Raw genomic sequence first — 24,309 nt, 5'->3', positions numbered from 1 at the left:
CGGCGGTCCGCTCGCCTTGTTACCGTGAACAATCAACGGTACGGTCCGAGCACCACCCGCGATCGGACTGCGGCCCGCCCGCCTCCGCAGCGCAGCGGACGCAGCCGACCGCGCGGATTCGAAGACGAACCCGAAGGGACTCTTGTCGATGAGGACGAGACGACGACACTCGAGCACACGCTCCCTGACCATCGCCGCCCTGGCCGCTGCCGCGCTCGTCGCGAGCGGCACCGTGCCCGTGGCGGCCGCCGAGACCGGGGCCGCGGCCGCGGTCCCGACCCCCGAGCAGAGCCTGCTCGGGTCGTTCACGTTCGACGCGGCGCCCAGCGGCGGTGCGTTCACGGACCGCTCAGCCCGCGCGAGCGTGCAGGGCACCGCGGCCCTGGTCGCCGGGCAGGAGGGGCAGGGACAGGCCGTGCGCCTCTCCCCGTCATTCTGGCTCGACGTGAAGGCCGCCGACGGCACTCCCCTGCTGAAGGGGCGCGACAGCATCACGCTCTCGTACGACAGCAGGCCCGACTCGACCGCCAACACCGGCTGGTCGGTCTTCGCCGCCCGCTCCGCCGTGCGCCAGGAGTTCGCGCAGGAGCACTACCTCGGGATCCTCGACCGCACGACCGGGATCTCCGTCGAGCGCTACGACAACGCCGGCAGCCGCGACACCTCGGGCAACCTGACCGCGCCGAGCGCGACCACGGCGTGGAAGCACGTCGACCTCGTGATCTCAGGCTCCACGGCGCGCGTCTACGTCGACAGGAAGCCGGTGGCGGTGAACGCGTCCGGCACGACCCTGTCGCAGATCCTCGGCGCGGCCGGCGGCGTGCTGCAGGTCGGCAAGGCGAACTGGGGCGGCGGCGAGTACTTCACCGGACTCCTGGACAATCTGCGCGTCTACGATCGGGCGCTCACGAGCGCTGAGCTGGGCGCCGAGAGCACGACGGTCGCGACCGATGTCGGAGCGGCGCTCGCCGTGCCGTCGACGCTCCTCTCGGATCTGCCCTCGCAGGTGCTCGGACGCACCATCACCTGGAGCGCGACCGGCGCGGGCGCCGCCCGCATCGCCGCGAACGGAGCGGTCGACACGACCGGGCTCACCTCGGCACCGGTCGCCGTCCGCGTGCAGGCCGCGGTCGACGGCGTCGCCCAGACTTTCGCCTGGGACGCGCGCCTCGTCGCTCTCGGCGGCCGCATCGCGACCTACGTCAAGACGGTCACGACGACGAACGGCACCAAGGACGACCCGATCGCCTACCACGACGATCGCCGCGCCGACGCTCTCCACGCCGCCGCGCTGCCCGCCGGGGCGACCACCTGGGAGCCGCTGAACCGCTCGCAGGCGATCCTCTCCGTCGCGAACGACGGCGACCAGTCCGCCCGTCCGAACGCGCAGATCGGCTCGCCGAGCCTCTTCCGCACGGCCGACGGCTCGCTGGGCGCGGTCGCCGGGCAGAACAACGCCACCGACTCCGTCTACCTCTGGACCTCGCCCGACGGGCGCTCGCTCACGCAGCAGCGCACGATCCGGCTCGCGCCGGGCTCGGTCGTCACCGACCCGCGCCTCGTCCACGACGCCGCGGCGCAGAAGTACAAGGTCTTCTGGACCGACCTGCTCACCGGCGAGGGCCGCGTCACGCTGCTGGACGACCTCGCTGCGGGCACGACCCCCGGCGCCACGACCCGGGCGGACGCCCGGACCCTCGGCGTGCAGGGCGCGGGCCTCCCGTCGTTCACCACGCAGAACCAGGCGAGCGAGTTCAGCCTGACGACCGCGGAGTTCGACGTCTTCTACAAGAACTACGTCGACCTGCAGAACACCGGGGTGAAGCCGGTCGGAGCGAGCGTGCCCCAGGGCGCGACCCCCGCCGCCGTCGACACCGCGCTCCCCGACCAGGTCGTCCTCGACTACAACGACGGCTCCACCAAGAACCTCCCGGTCGACTGGGCGGAGGAGTCGCTCGACACCACCCGGCCCGGCACCTACGAGGTCACCGGCACCGTGCAGCAGCACCGCGAGGAGATGGTCAGCGAGGCCCGCGCCGATCCGCACGTCTTCTTCAACGAGGACGACGGCTACTACTACCTGACCGGCTCGCACTACGCGCAGTCGTCGCTCGAGCCCGTGAACGAGAGCCAGAGCTACCGCAAGATCGGCCTGAAGCGCGCGACGACCATCGAGGGCCTGAAGGACGCCCCGGAGCAGATCGTCGTCGATCCCGACGCCGGCACCCCTGGTCGCGAGGGCGAGTTCCCCAACACGCACTACGGCTGGGGCGGCTTCATCTGGGCGCAGGAGTTCCACAAGATCAACGGCACCTGGTGGATCGTCGCCGGCATGAACAAGGGCTACGCGCCCGTCGGCGGCTGGTGCGACAACACCGTCCTGATCCCCTACACCGGCACGGACGCGTCGATCGCCGCGGGCGGGTTCCTCGAGCGCGGCAACTGGGGCGAGCCGGTGATCCTCGAGGGCGCCGCCTTCGACGTCAGCTACTTCGAGCGCACCGAGGCCGGCGTGCAGCAGGGCTACTGGGTGATGCCGATCGACAAGCAGATCCGGATCTCGAAGGTGAAGCAGGGGCCCAAGGGCACCGTCCCGGTGGTCGACGGCGCGCTGAGCCGGGTCTACGGCGAGAGCCAGCCGTGGGAGATCGGCAAGCTGTCGCCGACCCCGTCCGACACCACCGAGGGGCGCGATCAGGGCATCGTCGAGGCGCCCTACATGGTGCAGCAGGGCGACAGGATCCACATCACCTACTCCGGCGGCACCGTCGACAAGTACTACACGCTCGGCATGCTGTCGGCGGACGCGAGCGCCGACCTGCAGAACCCGGCCAGCTGGACGCTCACCCCGTTCCCCGTGCTCTCGACCAACGACACCTCCGCCGGCCGGATCGGCGTGGACGAGGACGACTACTACACGCGGGAGCACGCGGGCGGCGGGCACAACTCGTTCCTGCACGACACCTCCGGGAACCTCCTCCTCGCCTACCACGCGCGGCCCTTCCCGGATCCGCACACGGCGAGCGACCCGAACGGCGCCGGCGGGCTCTTCGACGCCGACCGCAACACCTGGTTCAAGGCCGTGAACGTGCGCGCGAACGGGGCACTCGACCTGTCGCTGACCAAGGCGCAGGAGCTCGCCCCGGGCAACCGGACCGTCCGCGCCTCCGTCACCGTCGTCGCCCCGACCGCCACGGTCATCGCCACCGCCGTCTCGCGGTGCGTCGCCGGCAAGGTCGTCGTCACGATCACCGCCAGGAACGCGGGCGCCGCCGCCGCCGAGATCCGCTGGAGCACCCCCTGGGGCGCGAAGGTGCAGCAGGTGGGGGCGCTGAAGACCTCGACCCTCGCGATCTCGACCCGCGCGACGTCGGTCGCAGCGGGGACCCTCACGGGGACCTCGACCGCGAACGGCGTGCAGGCGCCGCTGACCGCGACCTACGCGGCCGCGCGCTGCAGCTGACGGCACCACCACTCCGGGCGGGAGGGCGCCGAGCGTCCTCCCACCCGGATCCCCGGCGCGCTCGCGCGCCCCTCTCGATCGACCGCGGTGCCCCGCGGCGCCGCTGATACGAAGGAGTATCGATGACCTCCGTCCGTCCTTGGAGGACCGCCCTCACCGGGGTCCTCGCCTCGATCGTCGTCGCAGCGGGGGTGACCCTCCCCGCTCTGCCCGCAGCTGCGGCCGAGGACCTCCTCGTGCAGTACGACTTCTCCCAGCTGACCGGCACGACCGTCCCCGACTCCTCGGGCGGTGGCCGCGACGCCGTCCTCCGGGGCACCGGAGCGAGCGTCGTCGGCGACGAGCTCCGCCTCCCCGGCGGTGCGAGCGGCAGCTCCGCCGCCTACGTCGAGATGCCCCGCGGCCTCGTCGACGGCCGCAGCACCCTGACGATCCAGTCCTGGCTGCGCAACGACACCGGCGCGGGCAACTCCGCGGCGGCCTTCTTCGGCACGACCGAGAACCTGCCGTCGCAGTACTGGCTGCTCAACCCGCGCGACCCCTCCGGCCGCTTCAAGTCCGTCATCACGGCGAGCAGCAACCCCTCCGCCCCGTGGACCACCGAGGCCGGGATCTCGGGCTCGAGCACTCCGGCCGGCCCGACCACCGACGCGCAGTGGGGCCTGTACACGACGGTCCTCGAGCCCGGCTCGCTGACCGGCTACTACAACGGCCGCCTGATCGCGAAGGTGAGCACGAACCGCTCCGTCGCCGACCTCGGCACGAACCTCGTCGGGTACATCGGCCGCTCCTCCTACCCCGACCCCTTCTACCGCGGCGGCGTGCGCGATTTCGAGATCCGCACCTCCGCGCTGACCGCCCAGCAGGTCTCGGACGCCTACTGGACCGGGGTGGACCCCGCCGTCCGCACGGCGGCACTCGCCTCGGACGCCGCTGCCATCGACCTCGGACCCGGCCGGGTGACCACGGATCTCCGCCTCCCGACCACCGGTGCGCAGGGCTCCCGGATCACGTGGACGAGCTCCGACCCGGCCCGCATCAGCAGCACCGGAGTCGTCACCCGGCCCGGCAGCGGAGCGGACGTGCCCGTCACGCTGACCGCGTCGCTCGCGCTCGGCGGGGCGACCACGAGCCGCTCCTTCGAGCTCGCGGTGGCCGCGCAGAACGCCCAGGCCGACCTCGACGCACTCGCGCAGGGCGTCGTCCTGCGCCCGACAGTCGCCGACGGCGAGGTCCTGCCCGCCGCACCGACCGGATCGACGATCACCTGGACGACGAGCACCCCCGGTCTCGGCGTGGTCGACGGCGCACTCCGCGTCACCGGCACCGCCGCGGTCCAGGGAGTCGTCACCGCCCAGCTGCGCTCCGGCACCGCCTCGAGCACCAAGGCGTTCGACGTCCGGGTCCTCCCCGCGGCGCAGGCGCGCTACCTGCTCTCGTACGAGCGCACACCCCTCGCCACCCAGGTCTACGGCCCGAAGCTGGCGTACAGCATGCACCTCGGCCTCGGCGCGACCCGCACCGGCACCACCGCCCTGAACGAGAACTACGGCGTGCTCTTCACCGATGCGCAGCCGACCGGCACGCTCGACCTCGTCGAGACCCGGACGCTCCGCGACCCCTACGTGTTCTCGCTCGCCGACGGCGGCTACGGCGTGCTCGCCACCCGCACCCTCGCGAACGGCGACGTCGATCCCGCGCACCGCGGCACTCCCCTGCTGTTCACCTCGACCGACCTCGTGGCCTACGAGCCGGCCGGATTCCTCGACCTCGGAGTGTCCGCGGCCGTCGATCCCCGCGCCGTCTGGGACTCGGCCGCCGACGTCTACCGCGTCACCTGGAAGGACGCCCAGGGCGCCGAGTACTCGCGCTCCTTCGGCGATCTCGCCGACCCCGCCACCCGCGGCGACCTCCGCGCCGGCGGGCTGACGCTGTCGGACCCCGCCGCCACGACGACCATCGAGGGCGCCGTTCCCTCGAACGTCCTGGTGCTCCCCGCCCCGGCCGCGACCGGCCTCGAGAACCGCCTGGGCCGCCTCCGCAACACCACCGTCCAGGCGCCGGCACCACCGTCGCGCAGGGCGCCGCGGTGCCGACGCCCGGGAAGGCGACGCTCTCCTACACCGACGGATCGACGAAGCAGCTGCCCGTGGACTGGTCGGCCGCCGACCTCGCCGCGGTCGACACCTCGAAGCCCGGCACCTACCAGGTCGCGGGGACCGTGCGCCAGCGCGACTACGCCGCCCCGTTCCTCCGGGCCGAGGCCGACCCGAACATCCTGAAATGGAAGGACCGCTACCTCTTCATCTCGACCGACGACCGCGGCGACGACCAGCCCGGCATGTTCCTCCGCAGCGCGCCGACCATCGACGGGCTCCGCACCGCGCCGGACAGCATGATCGTCCGCAAGGGCACCGCGGGCATCCAGGGCTGCTACTGGGCACCCGAGCTGCACGCTCTCGACGGGGAGCTCTACGCCTTCTACGCCCCGTGCATCGGAGCCGTGGACTGGCAGAAGGTCACCGTCTACGTGCAGAAGCTCCGCACCGGCGGCGACCCGACCGTGCTCGCCGACTGGGAGGCCCCCCGGCCGGTCCTGAAGCAGGACGGCTCCGCTCTGCAGCGCGACGCGCAGCACCCGGGCATCAGCCTCGACATGACCGCGTTCCAGGACGGCGGACGCACCTACGTCGCGTGGTCGCAGCGCTACATCACCGGCGGAGTCATCGGCGACGCCGAGCTGTGGATCGCGACCATCGACCCGGCGAACCCGTGGCGGCTCACGAGCGAACCGCGCAAGCTCATCACCGCGTCGCTGGGCTGGGAGACCAACCAGACGAACGTCGCCGAAGGGGCGACCGCGATCTTCCGCGACGGGAAGGTCTTCCTGACCTACTCCGCAGCCGCCACGGACCGCACCTACGCGGTCGGACTGCTCGTCGCCGAATCGGGCGCCGACCTGACCGACCAGGGCGTATGGACCAAATCCGACGCGCCCCTGCTGAAGAGCGATCCCGTCGCGAACCTCTGGGGCCCGGGGCACAACAGCTTCACGGTCGACGAGGACGGCAACGAGGTGCTCGTGTTCCACGCGCGCGCCGACGGCAGCACCCACCGCGACGCCTACCTCCGCCGCATCCACTGGGCCGCCGACGGCCTCCCCGTGCTCGACATGAGCCGGACCGAGGAGGTCGCGACAGCCAACCGGACCGTCCGGACGACCGTCGTGGTCGAGGGGACCCCGGTGAAGATCGCCTCGACCGCCACCGTCCGCTGCATCTCGGGCAAGGTCGTCGTCTCCCTCACGACCAAGAACACCGGCGCCGAGAGCGCCGACATCCGCTGGAGCACACCCTGGGGCGAGAGGACGCAGCTCGTCGGATCCCAGAAGACCGGCACCCTCGCGATCTCCACCCGAGCGACGTCGATCGCCGCCGGGACGGTCACAGGGACGGCGACGGTCGGCGCGGCGACCGCTCCGGTCACCGCCACGCACCCGGCACTGCGCTGCGGCTGATCCCGCGCTGACGGGCCCGCTCCCCTCGACGAGGAGCGGGCCCGGGCAGCGCAGCCCCCATCCACGTCGCCGGAGGCCGGCCGCCCGCTTCCCCGGAGCAGGCGGCGGGCCTCCGGGGATGCACGACCGGACGTCCAGCCGGACGACCGGAGCTCACGGAAGGAACACGCATGAATCGGACAAGGACGTCCCCTCGGAAGGCCCGGGTGCTCGGCGCTCTGGCCGCCGCGATCTTCGTCGGCCTGACGACCCTCGGGGTCAGCACCCCCGCCTCCGCCGCCCCGGTCGGCACGGGCTCCAACCAGGAGATCCGCAATGAGCACAGCGGCCTGTGCCTCGACGACTACGGGTTCGCCACGACCCCCGGCGCCGAGGTCCGCCAGTGGAGTTGCCTCAAGGGCAGCAACCAGCTGTGGGAGGTGCGCGACCTCGGCAACGGCTACGCCGAGATCAAGAACCGCTACTCCGGCCTCTGCCTCGACGACTACAACTGGAGCACCACACCCGGCGCCGAGGTCCGCCAGTGGACCTGCAGCGGCGCCCCGGTGCAGCAGTGGCGGATCACCGACGTCGGCGACGGTTACAGCGAGATCGCCAACCGGCACAGCGCACTCTGCCTCGACGACAAGGACTTCGCGCAGAACGACGGCGCCCTGATCCAGCAGTGGACCTGCACCGGCAGCACAGCCCAGCGCTGGCGCCTCACGGACGCGTCCGTCCGCGAGATGACCTACACGATCCAACGCGAGGCGAACCCGACCGCCGATCAGCTCGACGCCTACAGCCGCATCGACGCGGCCGTCGGGGCGGCGGTCGACCGCTACAACGCCCGCACCGACATCTCCAAGCACCTGCGGGTCTACTACAACCCCGGCGTCCCCACGGCCGAGGCCAACATCGACGGAGTCATGAGCTTCGGCGCGAACCGCGGATACATGGTCGAGGGGACCGCCCTGCACGAGATCGGGCACACCCTCGGCATCGGCACCAGCGGCGGCTACTACGCGAAGTGCGTCGACGGAGCCTGGACGGGCGCGGACGCGCTCTCCCTGCTCGCGTCGTGGGACGGCGCGGGAGCCCGCCTGAACTGCAGCAACCCGCACATCTGGCCCTACGGCCTGAACTACTCGAACGAGTTCTCCGAGCTCGCCTTCGAGCGCAACGTCGACCTCACCGAGGCGATGATCCGCGACGGGATGTGACCGCCCCGGCGCCTCCCCGCACCGCTCCGACGAGCAGCGGGGAGGCGCCGGACCTCAGCGGCACCACCGCGATCGCGGTCGGCAGCGGTCGAGTGGGGCCGGGGCGACCCTCCAGACACCCCGGCCCGAGGAGCGGACGCGGACGCCCGCTCCCGTTCAGCCCGGGACGTGATCGTCCCGGTGGTCTGTGCTCACGCCGGCACGGGCGCGAGGTCCCTCCGCGGCGCGACGGCGGGGAACGACGGCACCTGGCCGCCGGCCAGGGTCTCGAGGACCCGCACGACCTGGCAGCTGTAGCCGAACTCGTTGTCGTACCAGACGTAGAGCACGACCCCGTCCTCGGTCGCGATCGTCGCGAGACCGTCGACCACGCCCGCGTGCCGGGAGCCGAGGATGTCGGTGGACACGATCTCGGGCGACTCGAGGTAGTCGATCTGGCGGCGCAGCGGCGAGTCCAGCGAGGCGCGGCGCAGGTGCGAGTTGATCGCGTCCCTCGCGATCGGACGCTCCGTGCGCAGGTTCAGGATCGCGAGCGACACGTCGGGCGTGGGCACCCGGATCGAGCTCCCGGTGAGCCGTCCCTCCATCTCGGGCAGGGCCTTGGCGACGGCGGTCGCCGCTCCGGTCTCGGTGATCACCATGTTCAGCGCCGCCGAGCGGCCGCGGCGATCGCCGGCGTGGAAGTTGTCGATCAGGTTCTGGTCGTTGGTGAACGAGTGCACCGTCTCGACGTGCCCGCTGCGCACCCCGACGAGGTCGTGGACCGCCTTCAGGATCGGTGTGATCGCGTTCGTCGTGCACGACGCGGCCGACACGATCCGGTCGTCGGCGCTGATCGCGTCGTGGTTGATGCCGTGCACGATGTTCTTCAGCGATCCCTTGCCCGGTGCGGTGAGCAGCACCTGCCGGGCGCCCGGCGACTCGAGGTGCCGGGAGAGGCCCGCCTCGTCGCGCCAGCGGCCCGTGTTGTCCACGATGATCGCGTCCTCGATCCCGTGGGCGCGGTAGTCGATGCTCGCCGGGTCGTCGGAGTAGAGGAACTTCACCAGCGTCCCGTTGGCCAGGATCGTGTCGTTCTCCTCGTCCACCGTGATCGTGCCCGCGAACGGGCCGTGCACCGAGTCGCGCCGGAGCAGGCTCGCGCGCTTGCGCAGATCGTCCGCCGATCCGCGGCGCACGACCACGGCGCGCAGCCGCAGGGTCGAGCTCTGCCCGCCCCGCTCGATCAGGAGTCGCGCCACCAGGCGCCCGATCCGCCCGAATCCGTAGAGGACCACGTCCCGCGGCCCCTGCCCGCCCGCGACCCGCGGCACCCCGCCCACGACCGCGGCGAGCTGCTCCCGGAGGAACTCCTCCAGCGGCTCGGACCCCTCCCGCGTGCGGAACAGGAACGCGAGCTGCGCGACGTCGATCGAGGCCGCCCCAGCTCCAGCTGCGTCAGGATCCGCAGGATCGGCAGCGTCTCGGCCAGCGAGAGCTCCGACTCGTCCAGATGACGGGCGAAGCGGTGCGCCTTCAGCAGCTCGATCGTCGACCGGTTGATCAGGCTCGTCCCGTGCAGCGACGTCACCACCCGGCGGCGACGGTAGAGATCGCCGATCAGCGGGATCATCGTCTCGGCGAGCGCCTGACGGTCCTCCCAGGTCGCGGCCTGCAGCTGGTGGTCGGTCAGGTTCACTCGGGGCTCCTGGAGGGTCTCGCGGGCGCCGGAGGGTGCGGCGTCCCGGTGGCGTCGATGGGCCGCCGCGGAGTCGCGCTCCGCGGCCGGCTGCCGGAACCCGCTCCGCTCGGCGTGGGCATCAGCGTCATCGCGAGTCCTCGTCGAGCAGTGGAGCGGGTCTCTCCGAGCCTGTCGCAGAGAGGCGGGCAGGTGCCGGCCCGAGCCACCGGAAGAACCGTCCTTTTTACGCTCCCGTCAAACCTCGCGCCGATTCTTCCCCCGCGTCGGCTCTCAGCACTGCAGCACCACGGCCCCGTAGTGGGTGCCCGCGCCGGTCCCGACGAGCAGCACCGACTCTCCCTCCTGCACCCGCGCGCGATGCAGCGCCAGCGGGATCGCCGACCCGATGGTGTTGCCGACCTCGGCCAGCGTGACGACCATCCGCTCGCGCCCCCACAGCCGCGCCATGCCCTCGAGGCCCGCCCTGCTGGTCTGGTGCGGCACCACGCGGTCGATGCCCGGCAGCCCGGAGCTCAGCCCCGGCCGCACCGTCTCGAGGAACGCGGGGAAGTGCCGCAGCGCCTCGATCAGCAGGCGGGTGCCGTCCATGTCGAAGCGGAAGTCGGCCAGGCGCTCGGACGCCTCCTCGATGCGGATGCGGGTTCCGAACCCGCGGATCTCGGCGTGCGCCACTCCGCTCGTGCGCGTCGTGAACCTCGACGTCGTGATGCCCTGCCCCGGAGTCGTCGCCCGACCCACCACGACCGCCGCGGCCGCGTCGCCGATCAGCAGGGCGCTCTCGGGCTGGCCGACGTCGATGCCGCGGCTGCCGCCCTCCGTCGACACGATCAGCACGCGCTCGGCGCGGTGCGTCGCGAGCAGGAACCCCGCCTCCTGCAGCGCGAAGAGGAACGAGAGGCAGGTGGCGTGGAGGCTGTACGCCGAGACGTCGGCGAGGCCCAGTCCGGCGGCGAGCAGCGCCCCGCCGTCGGGGATCGCCTGCAGGTGCGTGCCCGAGGCGTTGAGCACGACGTCGATGTCGCCGGGCTCGAGCTCGGCGGCGGCGAGCGCCCTCCGCGCGGCGAGCAGGCCGAGCTCCAACGGGTCCTCGTCGTCCGCCAGCCAGTGACGGGTCACGACACCCGTGCGGCTGATCGCCTCGCCCGCGTCGATGCCGCAGAGGGCGGCCACCTCGGCCGTCGGCACGAGGCGCTGCGGCAGCGCCTCGCCCGTGCCGAGGATGCGGACGGGGAGCACATCGGACACGGTGGCGTCCCTCCTGCGCCGACCCGCCGGAGAGCCACCGCTCCCCCTGTATAGCGGGGATATGCACTCGGCGCGCTCGGCCTCTGCTGGTCGAGCAGCGCCGCAGGCGCGTATCGAGACCCACCACCCCCGGACACGGGGATCTCGATACGCCCGCTGCGCGGGCTACTCGATCAGCAAGCCCCCCCCTGCTGGTCGAGTGGCGCCGCAGGCGCGTACCGAGACCCCCGTCCACCAGAAGTCCTCCCCGTCCCGCTCCGACCCCGAGGCCGCCCCCTCCCCTCGCTAGGGTGGTCCCGGCGGAGCGCGAGGGGGTCCGGGTGAGCTTCTGGGTCGTCGTGCCGCTCTTCAACGAGGAGAAGCTGCTCCGCGGCACCCTCGACGCCCTGGCGGCGCAGTCCGATCAGGACTTCACCCTCCTGCTCGTCGACAACGGCAGCACCGACGGCTCGCGCGCGGTGATCGACGCGTTCGCCGCCGACCGTCCCGACCGCCCGCTCCTCACGATCGGCGAGGCGCAGAAGGGCACGGGAGCCGCCTCCGACACCGGGTTCCGCTACGCGATCGCGCACGGGGCTTCCGTCGTCGCGCGCACCGACGCCGACTCGCTGGCGGACCCGCGCTGGGTGGAGCTCCTGAAGGCCGACTTCCGCGCCGGCTTCCGCTTCGTCGGCGGCCGCGTCACTCCGCGCACCGACGAGCCCGAGTACCGCTGGTACGACGGAGTGATCGGCACCGGCCTCATCCGGATCCTCGAGCGGGCGCCGGGAATCGTCTACCGCCGACCGGGCCAGCGCTACCGGATGTTCATGATCGCGGGGCTGAACCTCGCCATCGACGCCGCGCTGTACCTCGAGGTCGGCGGCTTCCCGCGCTCCAGCATCGACGACACCGACGAGGATCTGGAGCTGCACCTGAAGGTCTGCCGGGTGATCCCGGGCACGCAGGCGAGGCTGAACCGCCGCGCGATCGTGCGCTGCTCCATCCGCAAGGGCAAGGCGCTGGGCTACCTGGGGATCCTGCTCTGGTACTGGGGCCGCAAGAAGGGCCTGGAGGTCGTCGATGTCCGCTGAGCCGCGGAAGCCCGCCGAGCCCTCGACGCCCGCCGAGCCGCGGACGCCCCGCCGCGTCCTCGTCACCGGCGCCACGGGCTTCCTCGGCGGCCACGCCGTGCGCGCGTTCCTCGCCGAGGGCGACGAGGTGATCGCCGCCGGCCGCAGCCTCCCGGCCCTCGAGCGCCTCGCCGCCGACGGCGCCGAGACGATCGCCGCCGACCTGGCCGACCTCGCCACTCTGCCCGTGCGCGCCGACGTGCTCGTCCACTCCGCCGCACTGTCGAGCCCGTGGGGGCGGTGGCGCGACTTCCGCGAGGCGAACATCGACGGCACGGAGGCGATGATCGGCCTCGCCGAGCGCGTCGGCATCCCGCGCCTCGTCTTCGTCTCCTCGCCCAGCATCTACTCCGCCCGCCGCCACCAGCACCTGGTGCGCGAGGACGAGTTCGACCCCGCCAGCCGGATGAGCCTCTACATCCGCAGCAAGATCGAGGCCGAGCGCCTGCTGCAGCGGGCGCTCGCCGAGGGCCGGATCCGCGAGCTCGTGATCCTGCGCCCCCGCGGCCTCATCGGGGTCGGCGATCCGAGCCTGATCCCCCGCTTCGTGGCCGCGAACCGGCGCCGCGGCATCCCGCTCTTCGACGGCGGGCGCAACATGGTCGACGTGACCTGCGTCGAGAACGCCGCCCGCGCACTGGTCCTCGCCGCCGGTACCGAGCACGCGGACGGCAGCGTCTACAACATCACCAACGGCGAGCCGACCCCGTTCGGCGACTGCTCCGTGCGTTCTTCGCCGCGATGGGCGAGGAGCCGCGCTTCCTCACCGTCGACCTGCGCCTCCTGACCGCACTCGCCGAGGTCCTCGAGCGCATCCACGCCCGGCTGCCCGGCCGCGCCGAACCGCCCTTCACCCGCTACACCGTCGCGACCCTCGCCTACGCGCAGACCCTCGACATCTCGCGCGCCCGCGCCGAGCTGGGCTACGAGCCCGTCGTGCCGCTCGCCGAGGGCATCCGCCGCGTCGGCGAGCACTACCGGGCCGCGTCCCGTGCCTGAGCGCGAACCCGCCCTGCGCGTCTTCGCGTGCGGAGACACGACCTTCCCGCTGTCCCGCGTGTTCCGCGGCGAGGGCCTGCCCCGCCGCACCTTCCCCTCGGCGGTCTTCCTCTACACGCACCCCAGCGGCCGCCGCGTGCTCGTCGACACCGGCTACCCGCCGTCCTTCGCCGGCACCGGCCCCGTCGGCGCCCTCTACCGTCGGATCCTGCCGGCGCGCGTCACTCCGGCCGAGACGGTCGACGCCCGGCTGCGCTCCGAGGGCCTCGAGCCCGGCGACATCGAGTTCGCCGTCCTCACGCACCTCCACCCCGATCACGTGGGCGGCCTGCGGTACTTCCCCGACGCGACGCTCGTCCTCTCGCGCGGTCAGCTGCAGAGGATCGAGCGGAGCCGCGTCACCGACGGCGTCTTCGCCGGCCTGATCCCGCCATGGTTCGCCGACTCCGAGCGCCTCGTCGTCGACGACCAGCCGGTGGTGCAGGTCGCCGGGGTGAGCGGATTCGACCTCTTCGGCGACGGCCGCTGCGTCGTCACCCCGCTGCCCGGGCACGCCCTCGGCCATCTGGGCGTGCTCGTGGAGGGCCGGTTCCTGATCGCCGGCGACGCCGCCTGGGGCCGCGAGTTCCTGGAGTGGTCCGACCGCCTGCGACCGCTCCCCCGCCTCATCAGCGACGACCCCGCAGCGCACCACCGCACCTCCGAGCAGCTGCTGCGCCTCGAGGCCTCCGGCATCACCCTCTGCTTCAGCCACGACGCGTACCCGTCGCGGGTGCTGCTCGACTGAGCGCCGCTCGCTTGGTCGGCTCGGGCGGACAGGAGCCGCAGAAGAAGGCTGAGCGCGCGGAGCCGGGGGAATCCGCCGGAATCGAGGCTGCCGGCCTTACTTCTGCGGGTAGATCCGCTCGCAACCGAGGGTGGGAGCGCTTCGAGCGCCCCGGGGAGTCGGAACCGCCGTCTCCTCCTCGGTTGCGAACGCCGTGAGCGGCGCTCCGTCGCGGTCGAGGAGTCGAGCGACGGCACTCCTTCTCGAGGAGGGATCGCCGTGCTGACCCTCAACCCGGGAAGTCCTCCGGCCAGCCGCGCTCCGCGAGCGAGCGGCGCACCCGCTCGACGTCCTCGTCCGAGGGCAGCTCCGAGGTGACGCGGGCGATCTCCGCGGCGACGTCGATCCGGCTCGCGGGCAGGGCGCCCTCGGCGGCCAGGCGGGCGCCGACCTCCGCCACCTCGTCGTCGGTGAGCCGGCGGCGCAGCAGCGCGACGAGCGGGATGAAGTCCTGGTCGGGCAGACCGGCCGGGTAGCCCGCGCGCAGCCAGCGGACGATCCGCGCGACGAGGCCCGCCTGCGGCGCGTCCTCCTCCGGGATCCCCAGCGGCCAGCCCGCGCTCGCGAGGCGGACCGAGACCCGCACCAGGTCCTCCGGCAGGGCGGGCCCCATGAGGAGCTCCTCGATGCGGTGCCGCAGCTGCGCGCGGTCGAGGGGCACGCCGTCCGCATCGGCCCGCGCCGCGTCGAGCGCCAGGCGCTCGACCACCTGCTCGACCTCGTCCGCGGTGAGGCTGCGGCGGAGGATCCCCAGCAGCGGCACGTAGTCCTGCTCGGGCACCCCCGTCGGATAGCCGGCCCGCAGCCAGCCCACGACGCGGGCGACGGGTCCCGATGCCGTCTGCTCGCTCATGCTCAGTCCTTCGGGACGAAGACGGGGACTCCGTGCGAGAAGTCGACCTCCTGGCCGAAGCCGGTCGCGAGGATCACGCTCAGCCCCACGACCACCGCGAGCACCACGATCGCGAAGCAGGCGACTCCGATCGCGCGCAGCAGCGGCACGGGGAGGCGCGGCCTCTCCCCCGAGACGCCGCCGGCGACCGCGAAGGAGCGCACGCCGAGGGCGAAGAGGACGGGCAGGCCGGCCCCGAGCAGGACGGCGACCACGGCCACCTGACCGGCGGCCTCGAAGAACAGTGCGAGCACGGTGCGACTCCTCAGGCGTCGGTGGGCTGGGGCGAGCGGCGGGCGTCCTGCCACTCGTCGTTGACGTTGTGCGAGCCGATCGCGTCGCGGCGCGAGCGGAGGTAGATGAGGAGCGCGACCGCGACGAGGACCGCCGTCATCAGCAGTCCGCCGAGCGCCCCTCCAGCGAGGTGGCCGATCCACCACATGACCGCGCCGACGAGACCGGCGGCGGGCAGCGTGATCACCCACGCGATCACCATCCGCAGCGCCACGCGCCAGCGCACCTGGGCGCCGGGGCGGCCGACGCCCGAGCCGAGGATCGAGCCGGTCGCGACGTGGGTGGTCGAGAGGGCGAAGCCGAGGTGGCTGGAGGCGAGGATCACCGCGGCCGACGAGCTCTCGGCCGCCATGCCCTGCGGGGTGTCGATCTCGACGAGGCCCTTGCCGACCGTGCGGATGATGCGCCAGCCGCCGAGGTACGTGCCGAGCGAGATGGCGAGGGCGCAGCTGAGCTTGACCCAGAACGGCACCGACGCCGTGTCGCTCCATCCGCCGGCCGCGATCAGCGCCAGCGTGATCACTCCCATCGTCTTCTGCGCGTCGTTGGTGCCGTGCGCGAGCGAGACCAGGGAGGCGCTGCCGATCTGGCCGATCCGGAAGCCGCGGTCGAGGCTCGTCGAGGCCAGGTTCCCGATCACCGTGAAGACCAGCCAGGTGCCGATCGCCGCGACCGCTCCCGCGAGCACGGGCGACATCAGCGCCGGCAGGATCACCTTGCCGACGACGCCGTCGAGCTTCGAGCCGTCGCCCGCCCAGTTCACGCCGTCCATGCCGAGGCCGGCGAGCGTCGAGCCGATCAGCCCGCCGAAGAGGGCGTGCGACGAGCTCGACGGGAGCCCCAGCAGCCAGGTCAGCAGGTTCCAGACGATGCCGCCGATGAGGCCCGCGAGCACGATCAGCAGCAGAGCGGATCCGCCGCCCTCGAGCAGCGCCGGGTCCGGCGCGCCGGACGAGTCCTGGATCTTGACCACGGCGTTGGTGACGGTCAGCGCCACCTCGATGCTGAGGAACGCGCCCACCAGGTTGAGGGACGCGGAGAGCGCGACGGCGACCTTCGGCTTCAGCGCACCCGTCGCGATGGACGTGGCCATCGCGTTCGCGGTGTCGTGGAAGCCGTTGGTGAAATCGAAGGCGAGTGCGGTGACGACGACCAGGACGAGCAGAACGAGGGGATCCACGCAGGAATGATGCGCCGATCCGAAGCCCCCGTGGCAGGGTCCCCGAATGTATTTACCGGCTATTCACTTTCACCGGGCGAGCGGGCTGCCGGACACCGGTCGGGAGCGCTCCTCGCGCACGATCGCGGCGGAGGAGCGCTCGACCGAGGTCGCGCCGTCAGTGACCGGAGGGCAGCGGCGGAGTGAGGTCCGGCGTGTGCTCCGGGTCGGAGTCGACGACGGGCTCGTCCTGGTGGGGCACGCTCGGCAGCGGCGGAGTGAGGTCGGGGGTCGTGCTCGGGTCGGCGACCGGCGCCGCGTGCTTCGGCTCGCTCGGCTGCGCCCCCCGCTCGGCGGCGGCCGCCTTCTTGGCGTCCTTCTCCTGCCGGCGGCGCAGCTTCTCGGTCTGCTCCGCGAGCTTGCGGGCCTTCTTGCGCAGCTTCTTGCTCGAGTCGCGGACGGCCTCGTGGGCTGCGCGGACCGACTTCTCGGCCTTCTTCAGGGCCTTCTTGGCCCGCTTCTGAGCCGCCTTGTCGTTCCCGTTGGTCTGCGCCATGGTGTCGCCCTCCGCTCGTCGGCCCCGATCGGCCGTGGTCCTCCTAAAGTACCGAGCCGGGCCCGTGCGGCGCCTGGGCGATCCGGCGCTGGCGGCCGGGCGCGGGTCGGCGTAGAACTGCCGCATGAGCGATCGGATCTCCCCCCGCACCTTCCGCGCGACGCCCGGCACCGAGGGCTGGCGCGTCGTCGGGGACGCGCCCGCGCCTGGTTCCCCACCGGCTCCTTCGCCCGCGGAGCCGCTCTCGTCGCCGCGGTCGCCGCCCTCGCCGACGAGGCCGACCACCATCCGGACGTCGATCTGCGCTTCGGCGGTGTCGGCGTGCGCCTGATCAGCCACGACGTGGGCGACCTCAGCCGCCGCGACGCCGAGCTGGCCGGCCGGATCTCCTCCGCGGCGCAGGAGCTCGGGCTGGTCGCCGACCCGTCGGCAGTGCAGAGCCTGCAGATCGCGATCGACGCGGTCGACGTCGACGCCGTGCGGGCCTTTTGGGCCGCCGTGCTGGGCTACTCGACCCGCGAGGACGCGGACGCGGCCGACCTGCGCGGCCTCGGGCCGAACGTCTGGATCCAGCGGATCGATGCCCCGCGCGCCGAGCGCAACACCGTCCATCTCGACCTCTACGTCCCGCGCGACGTCGTCGAGTCGAGGATCGCCGCCGCCCTCGCCGCGGGCGGCAGGGTGACCGACGACGACCACGCCCCGGACTGGTGGACGCTCGCCGATCCCGAGGGCAACGAGGTGGACCTCGCCCCCTGGCGCGACGACAGCCCCTGGGGCGACTGAGCTCGCGACTGCCGGACCCTCGGCGGAACGGCAGGGGCCGCACTGTCGCGTCCATCCCTTTTGATCTGCCACCGCAGCACAAGTCTGTGCTACTTTCGCAGCACAAGCGGCGCTCCCCCCGAGCCCGTCCCGACCGGTGGAGGCCGCCGTGCTGCTGACGACCCTGTTGACGATCAAGAACGCTCTGCCGCTGGAGGTGGCGCTGACGTTCGGACTCGCCCTGTTCGCCCTCTCCTGGCTCCTCCCGCGCCGAATCGTCTCGCTCCCCCAGGTCGGGTACCGCCGGTCCGCTCTCGTGTGGACGGGCGCGGTCGGGCCGCTCCTGGTCGTCGTCGCAGCGACGGTCGCCAGCTCCCTGGCGGCGGCGACCTGGGACGCGTCCGGCTACGACGGCTGGTGGCGGCGCCCTCTGCCACTGCTCACCGCGGCCGTCGTCGTGGCGATCGCCGGCGCCGCCCTGAGCCGATCTCCGCTGCCCGCCCCCGGCGGACGCGCCATCGCCCCGATGCGCTCGTGGCTCGCCTTCGCACCGTCGCGCCTCCTCCTCGGGGCCGCCGTCTGCGCGGCCGCGACCCTGATCGTCATCGGATGGCAGATCGCGATCGCCGTCTCCGCACCGGCCGCGGGCCCGTTCTTCGGCCAGGTGCCCGCCTACACGACCCTCCCGATCTACATGAGCTTCAACGGATTCGGCTACGTGCCCGGCGCGGGCTGGCCGAACCACGCCGCCACCGTCGTCGTCCTCGGCCTCGCCTGCGCGGTGCTCGTCCTCGCCCTCCGCGCCGACGCCAATCGCGCCCTCGCCTCGCGCTCGACCGCGCCGAGCGTGACGGCGGATCGGGAGGCGGCCGCGCGACTGCTCGTCCTCGTCCTGCTCGCCGGGCTCGTCGCCACGCTCGGCGCCGTGCTCATGCACGTGGGCACGTCCGGTCTGTCGACGGTCGGAGTGCAGGAGCAGCCGGTCTCCGACGACGCCTCCACCACGACCCTCTTCGTCACCGGCGGATACCGGGCGATCGCCCAACCGCTGAACCTCACGGGGTACGTGCTGCAGGGCGCCGGGGTCGCCCTGACGCTCCGGATCGCGGTGGACACGCTGCGGGCGGGGCGTCGCACCGCAGCCGCCACCGCACCGGAGATCACCGGAGCCGTGCGGTGACTCCGCCGACCGCGTCGGGCCCGAATTCGGCGGAGGAGATCGCCGAGCTGTACCGCGGAGCGATCCGATCCGGGCTCCTCGGAGACGGAGAGCGCCTCCCCACGGTCCGGCAGACCGCGCGCGACTACGCAGTGGCTCAGGCCACCGCGGCCAAGGCGTACCGGGCTCTCGAACAGGACGGCCTCGTCGTCACCCGCACCGCCGCCGGCACCCGGGTCGCCCCCGGCGCCTCCCGTGCCCCGCAGGCCGTCATCGAGCGGATCCGCGCTCTGGCCGAGGCGAGCGAGCAGGCCGGCGTCCCCCTCGACGACGTCATCGCCGTCCTCCGCGCCCTCTGGGCGCAGAACGACTCCTCAGCGGCACCGCGATAGCCCCGCCGCCGTCTGGGAGTCCCGTTCGAATGCCGTCCGCCCCGCGGCAGCGCCGGGCAGTCTGGAGGCATGGCTTTTCAACCGGATCCCACGGGCTTCTTCGGCAAGGCCGCGCAGCGGCGGCCGATGCGCGGCCCGAGGCGCGACCGCTGGATGTGGTGGCGCCTGGGCACCGGGGTCGCCGTCGTCGTCGGCGGAGTCGTCGCCCTCCTGGCCTTCACGGCGGGCTAGGCGCGACCGTGGAGAGGGTCACGGGGATCGGCGGCCTCTTCTTCGCCGCACGCGATCCCGCGGCACTCGGGCGCTGGTACGCCGAGAACCTCGGCGTCGACGAGCCGCCGACCTCCTACGGAGTCTCGTCCTGGCGCCAGGAGTCCGGGGCGACCGTGCTCGCGCCGATGCCGATCGGCTCGGAGCACCTCGGGCCGACCGGATGGGCTGTGAACTTCCGCGTGCGGAGTCTCGACGCGATGGTCGAGCAGCTCCGCGCCTCGGGGACGGCGGTCGTGGTCGATCCGGAGCACTACCCGAACGGCCGGTTCGCCGATCTGCACGACCCCGAGGGCAATCGGATCCAGCTCTGGGAGCCGGCGGGCGCCGACGACTGACACCGCACACGACGGCCGGAAGTGCGAGCCCGCGCGAGGGGGCTTGACTGCTCGCCCCGATCGGTGAGCAGTCTCCCAGGTGCGTTCCGGAGCATCCCGGGTACTCTGGAGGGTCGTACGGCCCGGGTCACCCCCGCGCCCGACGGTTCCCCGCCCCAGCTGCGCGCATCCCCGCGCGGCGCACGACCCGGAAACTCTGACTGCATGCACCACTCCGATCTCGCCCCGACCCCCTCCCCCCGGGGAGTCGAGCAGACCGACAGCTCCGCCGCCCTCCCGACCCGGAGGCAGCTGCGCGCCCAGCAGGAGGCGCAGCGCACCGCGTCGCGTCGCGCCCCGCGCCGTCCGACCAGGCCCCGCGCCTCGGCGATGGCGGCGATGTCGTTCGTCGTCGGCATCGCGGTCACCACGACGATGCCCGCGTTCGCCACGCCGGGCGCCCCCGACTCCGAGCTCGCCCGCGACACGGCGAGCGCCGTCGCGGCCGCCCGCCCGCAGAGCTTCGTCGCCGCCGGTGCCGTGCAGCACACCGTGACCCGCGACGCGTTCGCCGCGGAGGCGAAGCCCGAGGTCCTCGTGCCGGTCGCCTCCCTCGACGCCATCACGGCCGGGGCCGGCGAGTCGACCGCAGCGGCCGACGACGCTCCGGCATCTGGGTCGTCCCGGTCTCGGGCCGCATCAGCAGCAGCTACGGCCCCCGCCCGGACGCGCCCGTGTCGGGCGTCAACCTGTTCCACAAGGGCACCGACCTCGCCGCGGCCTGCGGCACGCCGGTCGTCGCGGCCTCCGGCGGCGTCGTCGAGGAGTCCCGCTACTTCGGCACCTACGGCAACTGGGTCCTGATCGACAACGGCGGCGGCATCGAGACCGGCTACGCCCACAACAGCGAGCTGCTCGTCGGCGTCGGCGACGTGGTCGAGGCGGGCGACGTGGTCGCGCTGCTCGGATCCACGGGCGCCTCCTCCGGCTGCCACCTGCACTTCGAGACCCGCGTCGACGGCGAGGCGGTCGACGCCGTGCCGTTCATGAGCGCACTGGGCGTGCCGCTGGGCTGACCGGGCTCACGCCGCTGGGCCGACGGGGCTCACCCCGGAGCCGGCACCGTCCGCGGTCCGGTCGAGACTGTCCCCGACCAGCGGGCGTCCGCAGGGTCGGTCGTGACCACGATGCGGGCGTCCTGGTCGACGGCGATCTGCATGCTGGCGCCGTTGCCCTCGTTCGGGTCGCCGCGCGTGATGCCCTCGTCGTAGAGGCACGTCGAGGCACTGGTCATCAGGCCCTCGATCTCGACCGTCACCTCGGCGTCCGCGGTGTCGCAGGCGACCGCGAGCCGGATCGAGAGCGGCTCGCCCACGAGGCGGACGGTCTGCGGCTCGGGCGCCCCGATCTGATCGGTCCACGTGACCGCCGCGGTCTGGCCCTCCGGCAGGTCCAGCGGTCCGATCGGCCCCGGAGTCGACGTCGGCACCGCGGTGCTCGTCGCCGTCGGAGTCGCCGCGGGCGTCGCCGCGTCCTCCTCGGCGGGTGCCGTGCAGCCCGCCAGCACGAGCGCCGCGAGCACGGTCGCCGCCCCTGTCGTCGCCATCCTTCTGCTCACCATCGCGGCTCCCCCTGTCCGTCTCGGTCCCTCCGGTGTACCCGAGGTCGGCGCCGAGCGGCGCGCTCTCTGCGGCCCTTGCCAGGGTCCGCTCGGACGCCTCCGGGAGTCCGCTCGGAGGAGGCATCCAGAAAACCGAGCAACACTTGGGAGCGAGTCGAAGGGCGTCCGTGAACGAGCACGGAGCCGGACTCGCCGGCCCGCCGACCCCTTCGCTCCCCGAGCAGGAGGTCACCATGTCCACCACCCAGCGCTTCACCGACCGCGTCGTCCTCATCACCGGAGGAGGGTCCGGACTCGGCCGCGCCAGCGCCGTCCGCCTCGCCGAGGAGGGCGCGAAGCTCGCCCTCGTCGACATCTCCGAGCAGGGGCTCGCCGCGACCGTCGAGGCGGTGACCGCCGCCGTCCCCGGCGGCGAGACGCTCACCGTGACCGCCGACGTGTCGAAGGAGGAGGACGTCGACGCCTACGTCGCCGCGACCCTCGAGCGCTTCGGCCGGATCGACGGCTTCTTCAACAACGCGGGCATCGAGGGGCGGCAGAACCTCACCGAGGACTTCACCGCGGCCGAGTTCGACAAGGTCGTCGCGATCAACCTGCGCGGCGTGTTCCTCGGGCTCGAGAAGGTCCTCAAGGTGATGCGCGAGCAGGGCTCGGGCATGGTCGTGAACACCGCGTCCGTCGGCGGCATCACCGGCATCGGCAACCAGTCCGGCTACGCGGCCGCCAAGCACGGCGTCGTCGGCCTCACGCGCAACTCCGGCGTCGAGTACGGCCGCTACGGCATCCGGATCAACGCCATCGCTCCCGGCGCCATCTGGACGCCCATGGTCGAGAACTCGATGAAGCAGCTCGACCCCGAGAACCCTCGGAAGGCCGCGGAGGAGTTCATCCAGGTCAACCCGACCAAGCGCTACGGCGAGGCCGCCGAGATCGCCTCCGTCGTCGCGTTCCTCCTCTCGGACGACGCCGCGTACGTCAACGCGGTCGTCCTCCCCATCGACGGCGGCCAGTCCATCCAGTACTGACCCCCGGCGCCCGACGACGGACGGGACCCGCTGCCGCGGCGGCCGGTCCCGTCCGCTCCTCGGCCTCCCGCGGGGGAACGGAGCCGTCGGCGCGACGGGAGGAGAATGAGCGCATGAATCCCACCGGGAGCTTCCGCGCCGCGCGCGACGTCCTGCTCGAGCACCGCACCGACGTGGCGGCCGCCACCGAGGCCTTCCACTGGCCGGATGTCGGCCCCCGCTTCAACTGGGCGGTCGACTGGTTCGACGCGATCGCGATCGGCAACGAGCGCCCCGCGCTGTGGATCGTCGAGGAGGACGGCTCGGAGCAGAAGGTCTCGTTCGACGAGATGCGCTGGCGATCCGACGAGGTCGCCACCTGGCTGCACTCGGTCGGAGTGGAGCAGGGCGACCACGTGATGCTCATGCTGGGCAACCGGGTCGAGCTGTGGGAGTCGATGCTCGCGATCATGAAGCTCGGCGCGGTCATCCTGCCGACCACGACGCTCCTCTCCCCCGCCGATCTGGCCGACCGGCTCGAGCGCGGCGAGGTCGCGCACGTCATCGCCGACGCCTCCGAGACCGCCAAGTTCGACGACGTCGAGGGCGACTTCGGCCGCATCGCCGTCGGTGGCGCCGTGGACGGCTGGCTCGACTACTCCGAGTCGCTCGAGCCGTTCGGGATCAGCCCGACGGTGAGCGTCCGGAGCACCGATCCGTGCCTGATCTACTTCACGTCGGGCACGACCTCGAAGCCCAAGATGGTCGTCCACACGCACGAGTCGTACCCGGTGGGCCACCTCAGCACCATGTACTGGCTGGGCGTCCAGCCCGGCGACGTGCACTCGGCGATCAGCTCGCCCGGCTGGGGCAAGCACGCCTGGAGCTGCTTCTTCGCCCCGTGGAACGCCGAGGCCACCGTCTTCGTCTACAACTACAGCCGCTTCTCGCCCAGGGCGCTGCGCGAGCAGCTCGACCGCGCGGAGGTCACCACCTTCTGCGCACCGCCGACGGTGTGGCGGATGCTGATCCAGTCCGAGCTCGGCGCGAAGCCCCGTGCACTGGCGCAGATCCTGTCGGCGGGCGAGCCGCTGAACCCCGAGGTCATCGGCACCGTCGAACGCGAGTGGGGTCTGGGGATCCGCGACGGCTACGGCCAGACCGAGACCACGGCCGTCATCGCCAACGCTCCCGGTTCCGAGATCGTGCCCGGGGCGATGGGCCGCCCCCTGCCCGGAGTGGCGATCGCGCTGATCGATCCGCTCACGGGCGAGAGCTCCTCCACGGGTGAGATCTGCCTCGACCTCTCCACCGAGCCGGTCAACCTCATGTCGGGCTACCACGGCGACGACGAGCGCACCGCGCGCGCCCGCGCCGACGGACTGTTCCACACCGGCGACGTCGCGGTGCGCGCGGTCGACGGCACCATCACCTTCGTCGGCCGCACCGACGACATCTTCAAGTCCTCCGACTTCAAGATCTCGCCCTTCGAGGTGGAGAGCGTGCTGCTGCAGCACCCGGCGGTCGCCGAGTCGGCGGTGGTGCCCGCTCCGGACGCGGTGCGGCAGAGCATCGTGAAGGCGTACGTCGCGCTGGCGGAGGGCTGGGAGCCGACGGCCGAGACCGCGTCGGCGATCTTCGCGCACACCCGGGAGGTGCTCTCGTCGTTCGAGCGCGTGCGCCGCCTCGAGTTCACCGAGCTCCCCAAGACGATCTCGGGCAAGATCCGCCGGGTCGAGCTGCGCCAGCGCGAGCAGGCGGCCTTCGACCGGGGCGAGGAGATCACGACGGAGTGGCGGAGCGACCGCGTCCGACCCGAGTAACCGCCACCGTCG

20 protein-coding genes and 2 pseudogenes are annotated in these 24,309 nt (G+C 72.7%); 16 read left to right on the top strand and 6 right to left on the bottom strand.

Annotated features, from left to right (window positions below; genetic code table 11):
* Positions 1 to 148: 148 nt before the first annotated feature.
* The 4 genes and pseudogenes from B0T42_RS01265 (at position 149) to B0T42_RS01250 (ending at position 8,182) form a co-directional block, all read left to right on the top strand.
* Positions 149 to 3,463, top strand: a complete 3,315-nt coding sequence (locus B0T42_RS01265; protein ID WP_077221621.1) for a LamG-like jellyroll fold domain-containing protein — start codon at positions 149 to 151, stop codon at positions 3,461 to 3,463.
* Between the two features lie 122 nt (positions 3,464 to 3,585).
* Positions 3,586 to 4,614 (top strand): annotated as a pseudogene (locus B0T42_RS21815) (immunoglobulin-like domain-containing protein); the annotation flags it as partial.
* Positions 4,615 to 5,552: 938 nt separating this feature from the next.
* Positions 5,553 to 6,980: a family 43 glycosylhydrolase gene (locus tag B0T42_RS20870; RefSeq protein ID WP_139344378.1), complete on the top strand. Its 1,428-nt coding sequence runs from the start codon at positions 5,553 to 5,555 to the stop codon at positions 6,978 to 6,980.
* 170 nt (positions 6,981 to 7,150) lie between these two features.
* Positions 7,151 to 8,182, top strand: a complete 1,032-nt coding sequence (locus B0T42_RS01250; protein WP_077221619.1) for an RICIN domain-containing protein — start codon at positions 7,151 to 7,153, stop codon at positions 8,180 to 8,182.
* Between the two features lie 191 nt (positions 8,183 to 8,373).
* Here the strand turns inward: B0T42_RS01250 and B0T42_RS01245 are convergent.
* A pseudogene (locus B0T42_RS01245) lies at positions 8,374 to 9,794 on the bottom strand (glyceraldehyde-3-phosphate dehydrogenase).
* A gap of 339 nt (positions 9,795 to 10,133) precedes the next feature.
* Positions 10,134 to 11,108 carry a 3-oxoacyl-[acyl-carrier-protein] synthase III C-terminal domain-containing protein gene (locus B0T42_RS01240; protein WP_077221618.1) on the bottom strand — a complete coding sequence of 325 codons (975 nt, stop codon included), beginning with the start codon at positions 11,106 to 11,108 and terminating at the stop codon, positions 10,134 to 10,136.
* A 320-nt stretch (positions 11,109 to 11,428) separates the two neighbouring features.
* Here B0T42_RS01240 and B0T42_RS01235 point away from each other — a divergent pair, with 320 nt between their 5' ends.
* The 4 genes from B0T42_RS01235 to B0T42_RS01225 are packed head-to-tail and all read left to right on the top strand — an operon-like array spanning position 11,429 to position 14,006.
* Positions 11,429 to 12,181, top strand: coding sequence for a glycosyltransferase family A protein (locus tag B0T42_RS01235; RefSeq protein WP_158078004.1), 753 nt, complete (start codon positions 11,429 to 11,431; stop codon positions 12,179 to 12,181).
* Positions 12,171 to 13,007, top strand: coding sequence for an NAD-dependent epimerase/dehydratase family protein (locus B0T42_RS01230; RefSeq protein ID WP_201788462.1), 837 nt, complete (start codon positions 12,171 to 12,173; stop codon positions 13,005 to 13,007). The genes B0T42_RS01235 and B0T42_RS01230 overlap by 11 nt, the downstream gene beginning before the upstream one ends.
* Positions 12,962 to 13,219 carry a hypothetical protein gene (locus B0T42_RS20570; protein ID WP_201788461.1) on the top strand — a complete coding sequence of 86 codons (258 nt, stop codon included), beginning with the start codon at positions 12,962 to 12,964 and terminating at the stop codon, positions 13,217 to 13,219. Before B0T42_RS01230 ends, B0T42_RS20570 begins: the two co-directional genes overlap by 46 nt.
* Positions 13,212 to 14,006: an MBL fold metallo-hydrolase gene (locus B0T42_RS01225; RefSeq protein ID WP_077221616.1), complete on the top strand. Its 795-nt coding sequence runs from the start codon at positions 13,212 to 13,214 to the stop codon at positions 14,004 to 14,006. Before B0T42_RS20570 ends, B0T42_RS01225 begins: the two co-directional genes overlap by 8 nt.
* 268 nt (positions 14,007 to 14,274) lie before the next feature.
* Here B0T42_RS01225 and B0T42_RS01220 read toward each other — a convergent pair whose 3' ends face one another.
* The 3 genes from B0T42_RS01220 to B0T42_RS01210 are packed head-to-tail and all read right to left on the bottom strand — an operon-like array spanning position 14,275 to position 16,411.
* Positions 14,275 to 14,898 carry a DUF3349 domain-containing protein gene (locus tag B0T42_RS01220; protein WP_077221615.1) on the bottom strand — a complete coding sequence of 208 codons (624 nt, stop codon included), beginning with the start codon at positions 14,896 to 14,898 and terminating at the stop codon, positions 14,275 to 14,277.
* Positions 14,899 to 14,900: 2 nt separating this feature from the next.
* Positions 14,901 to 15,191 carry a hypothetical protein gene (locus tag B0T42_RS01215; protein WP_077221614.1) on the bottom strand — a complete coding sequence of 97 codons (291 nt, stop codon included), beginning with the start codon at positions 15,189 to 15,191 and terminating at the stop codon, positions 14,901 to 14,903.
* An 11-nt stretch (positions 15,192 to 15,202) separates the two neighbouring features.
* Positions 15,203 to 16,411, bottom strand: coding sequence for an inorganic phosphate transporter (locus B0T42_RS01210; RefSeq protein WP_077221613.1), 1,209 nt, complete (start codon positions 16,409 to 16,411; stop codon positions 15,203 to 15,205).
* A 46-nt stretch (positions 16,412 to 16,457) separates the two neighbouring features.
* Here B0T42_RS01210 and B0T42_RS20865 point away from each other — a divergent pair, with 46 nt between their 5' ends.
* The 6 genes from B0T42_RS20865 (at position 16,458) to B0T42_RS19310 (ending at position 20,925) form a co-directional block, all read left to right on the top strand.
* Positions 16,458 to 17,732, top strand: coding sequence for a VOC family protein (locus B0T42_RS20865; RefSeq protein WP_236720040.1), 1,275 nt, complete (start codon positions 16,458 to 16,460; stop codon positions 17,730 to 17,732).
* Positions 17,733 to 17,880: 148 nt separating this feature from the next.
* A complete protein-coding gene (locus B0T42_RS20860; RefSeq protein ID WP_139344377.1) occupies positions 17,881 to 18,891 on the top strand; it encodes a hypothetical protein in 1,011 nt (336 codons plus the stop codon).
* Positions 18,888 to 19,262, top strand: coding sequence for a GntR family transcriptional regulator (locus B0T42_RS20855; RefSeq protein WP_139344376.1), 375 nt, complete (start codon positions 18,888 to 18,890; stop codon positions 19,260 to 19,262). Before B0T42_RS20860 ends, B0T42_RS20855 begins: the two co-directional genes overlap by 4 nt.
* A 69-nt stretch (positions 19,263 to 19,331) precedes the next feature.
* A complete protein-coding gene (locus tag B0T42_RS19815) occupies positions 19,332 to 19,493 on the top strand; it encodes a hypothetical protein (protein ID WP_158078003.1) in 162 nt (53 codons plus the stop codon).
* Between the two features lie 8 nt (positions 19,494 to 19,501).
* Complete coding sequence (locus B0T42_RS01190; RefSeq protein WP_077221611.1) at positions 19,502 to 19,870, top strand: VOC family protein; 369 nt, start codon at positions 19,502 to 19,504, stop codon at positions 19,868 to 19,870.
* 713 nt (positions 19,871 to 20,583) lie between these two features.
* Positions 20,584 to 20,925, top strand: a complete 342-nt coding sequence (locus B0T42_RS19310; protein WP_158078002.1) for a M23 family metallopeptidase — start codon at positions 20,584 to 20,586, stop codon at positions 20,923 to 20,925.
* Between the two features lie 29 nt (positions 20,926 to 20,954).
* Here the strand turns inward: B0T42_RS19310 and B0T42_RS01180 are convergent, their stop codons facing one another.
* Positions 20,955 to 21,455 carry a hypothetical protein gene (locus B0T42_RS01180; RefSeq protein ID WP_139344374.1) on the bottom strand — a complete coding sequence of 167 codons (501 nt, stop codon included), beginning with the start codon at positions 21,453 to 21,455 and terminating at the stop codon, positions 20,955 to 20,957.
* A gap of 248 nt (positions 21,456 to 21,703) precedes the next feature.
* Between B0T42_RS01180 and B0T42_RS01175 the strand changes: the two genes are divergently transcribed.
* Complete coding sequence (locus B0T42_RS01175; protein WP_077221656.1) at positions 21,704 to 22,495, top strand: glucose 1-dehydrogenase; 792 nt, start codon at positions 21,704 to 21,706, stop codon at positions 22,493 to 22,495.
* Positions 22,496 to 22,608: 113 nt separating this feature from the next.
* Positions 22,609 to 24,297 (top strand): AMP-binding protein, encoded by a 1,689-nt coding sequence (locus tag B0T42_RS01170; RefSeq protein WP_077221608.1) that lies wholly within the window; start codon positions 22,609 to 22,611, stop codon positions 24,295 to 24,297.
* Positions 24,298 to 24,309 lie beyond the last annotated feature (12 nt).

Source organism: Rathayibacter rhapontici, assembly GCF_001995175.1.
Classification (GTDB): domain Bacteria; phylum Actinomycetota; class Actinomycetes; order Actinomycetales; family Microbacteriaceae; genus Rathayibacter.
This window is presented reverse-complemented; position numbering and strand designations above follow the sequence as displayed.

Excerpts from the sequence above, each read along its gene's own strand:
- B0T42_RS01265 (WP_077221621.1), top strand. The coding sequence starts at position 149 with ATGAGGACGAGACGACGACACTCGAGCACACGCTCCCTGACCATCGCC.
- B0T42_RS01250 (WP_077221619.1), top strand. The coding sequence starts at position 7,151 with ATGAATCGGACAAGGACGTCCCCTCGGAAGGCCCGGGTGCTCGGCGCT.
- B0T42_RS01230 (WP_201788462.1), top strand. The coding sequence starts at position 12,171 with ATGTCCGCTGAGCCGCGGAAGCCCGCCGAGCCCTCGACGCCCGCCGAG.
- B0T42_RS20570 (WP_201788461.1), top strand. The coding sequence starts at position 12,962 with ATGGGCGAGGAGCCGCGCTTCCTCACCGTCGACCTGCGCCTCCTGACC.
- B0T42_RS01220 (WP_077221615.1), bottom strand. The coding sequence starts at position 14,898 with ATGAGCGAGCAGACGGCATCGGGACCCGTCGCCCGCGTCGTGGGCTGG.
- B0T42_RS20865 (WP_236720040.1), top strand. The coding sequence starts at position 16,458 with ATGTATTTACCGGCTATTCACTTTCACCGGGCGAGCGGGCTGCCGGAC.
- B0T42_RS19815 (WP_158078003.1), top strand. The coding sequence starts at position 19,332 with ATGGCTTTTCAACCGGATCCCACGGGCTTCTTCGGCAAGGCCGCGCAG.
- B0T42_RS01180 (WP_139344374.1), bottom strand. The coding sequence starts at position 21,455 with ATGGCGACGACAGGGGCGGCGACCGTGCTCGCGGCGCTCGTGCTGGCG.
- B0T42_RS01175 (WP_077221656.1), top strand. The coding sequence starts at position 21,704 with ATGTCCACCACCCAGCGCTTCACCGACCGCGTCGTCCTCATCACCGGA.
- B0T42_RS01170 (WP_077221608.1), top strand. The coding sequence starts at position 22,609 with ATGAATCCCACCGGGAGCTTCCGCGCCGCGCGCGACGTCCTGCTCGAG.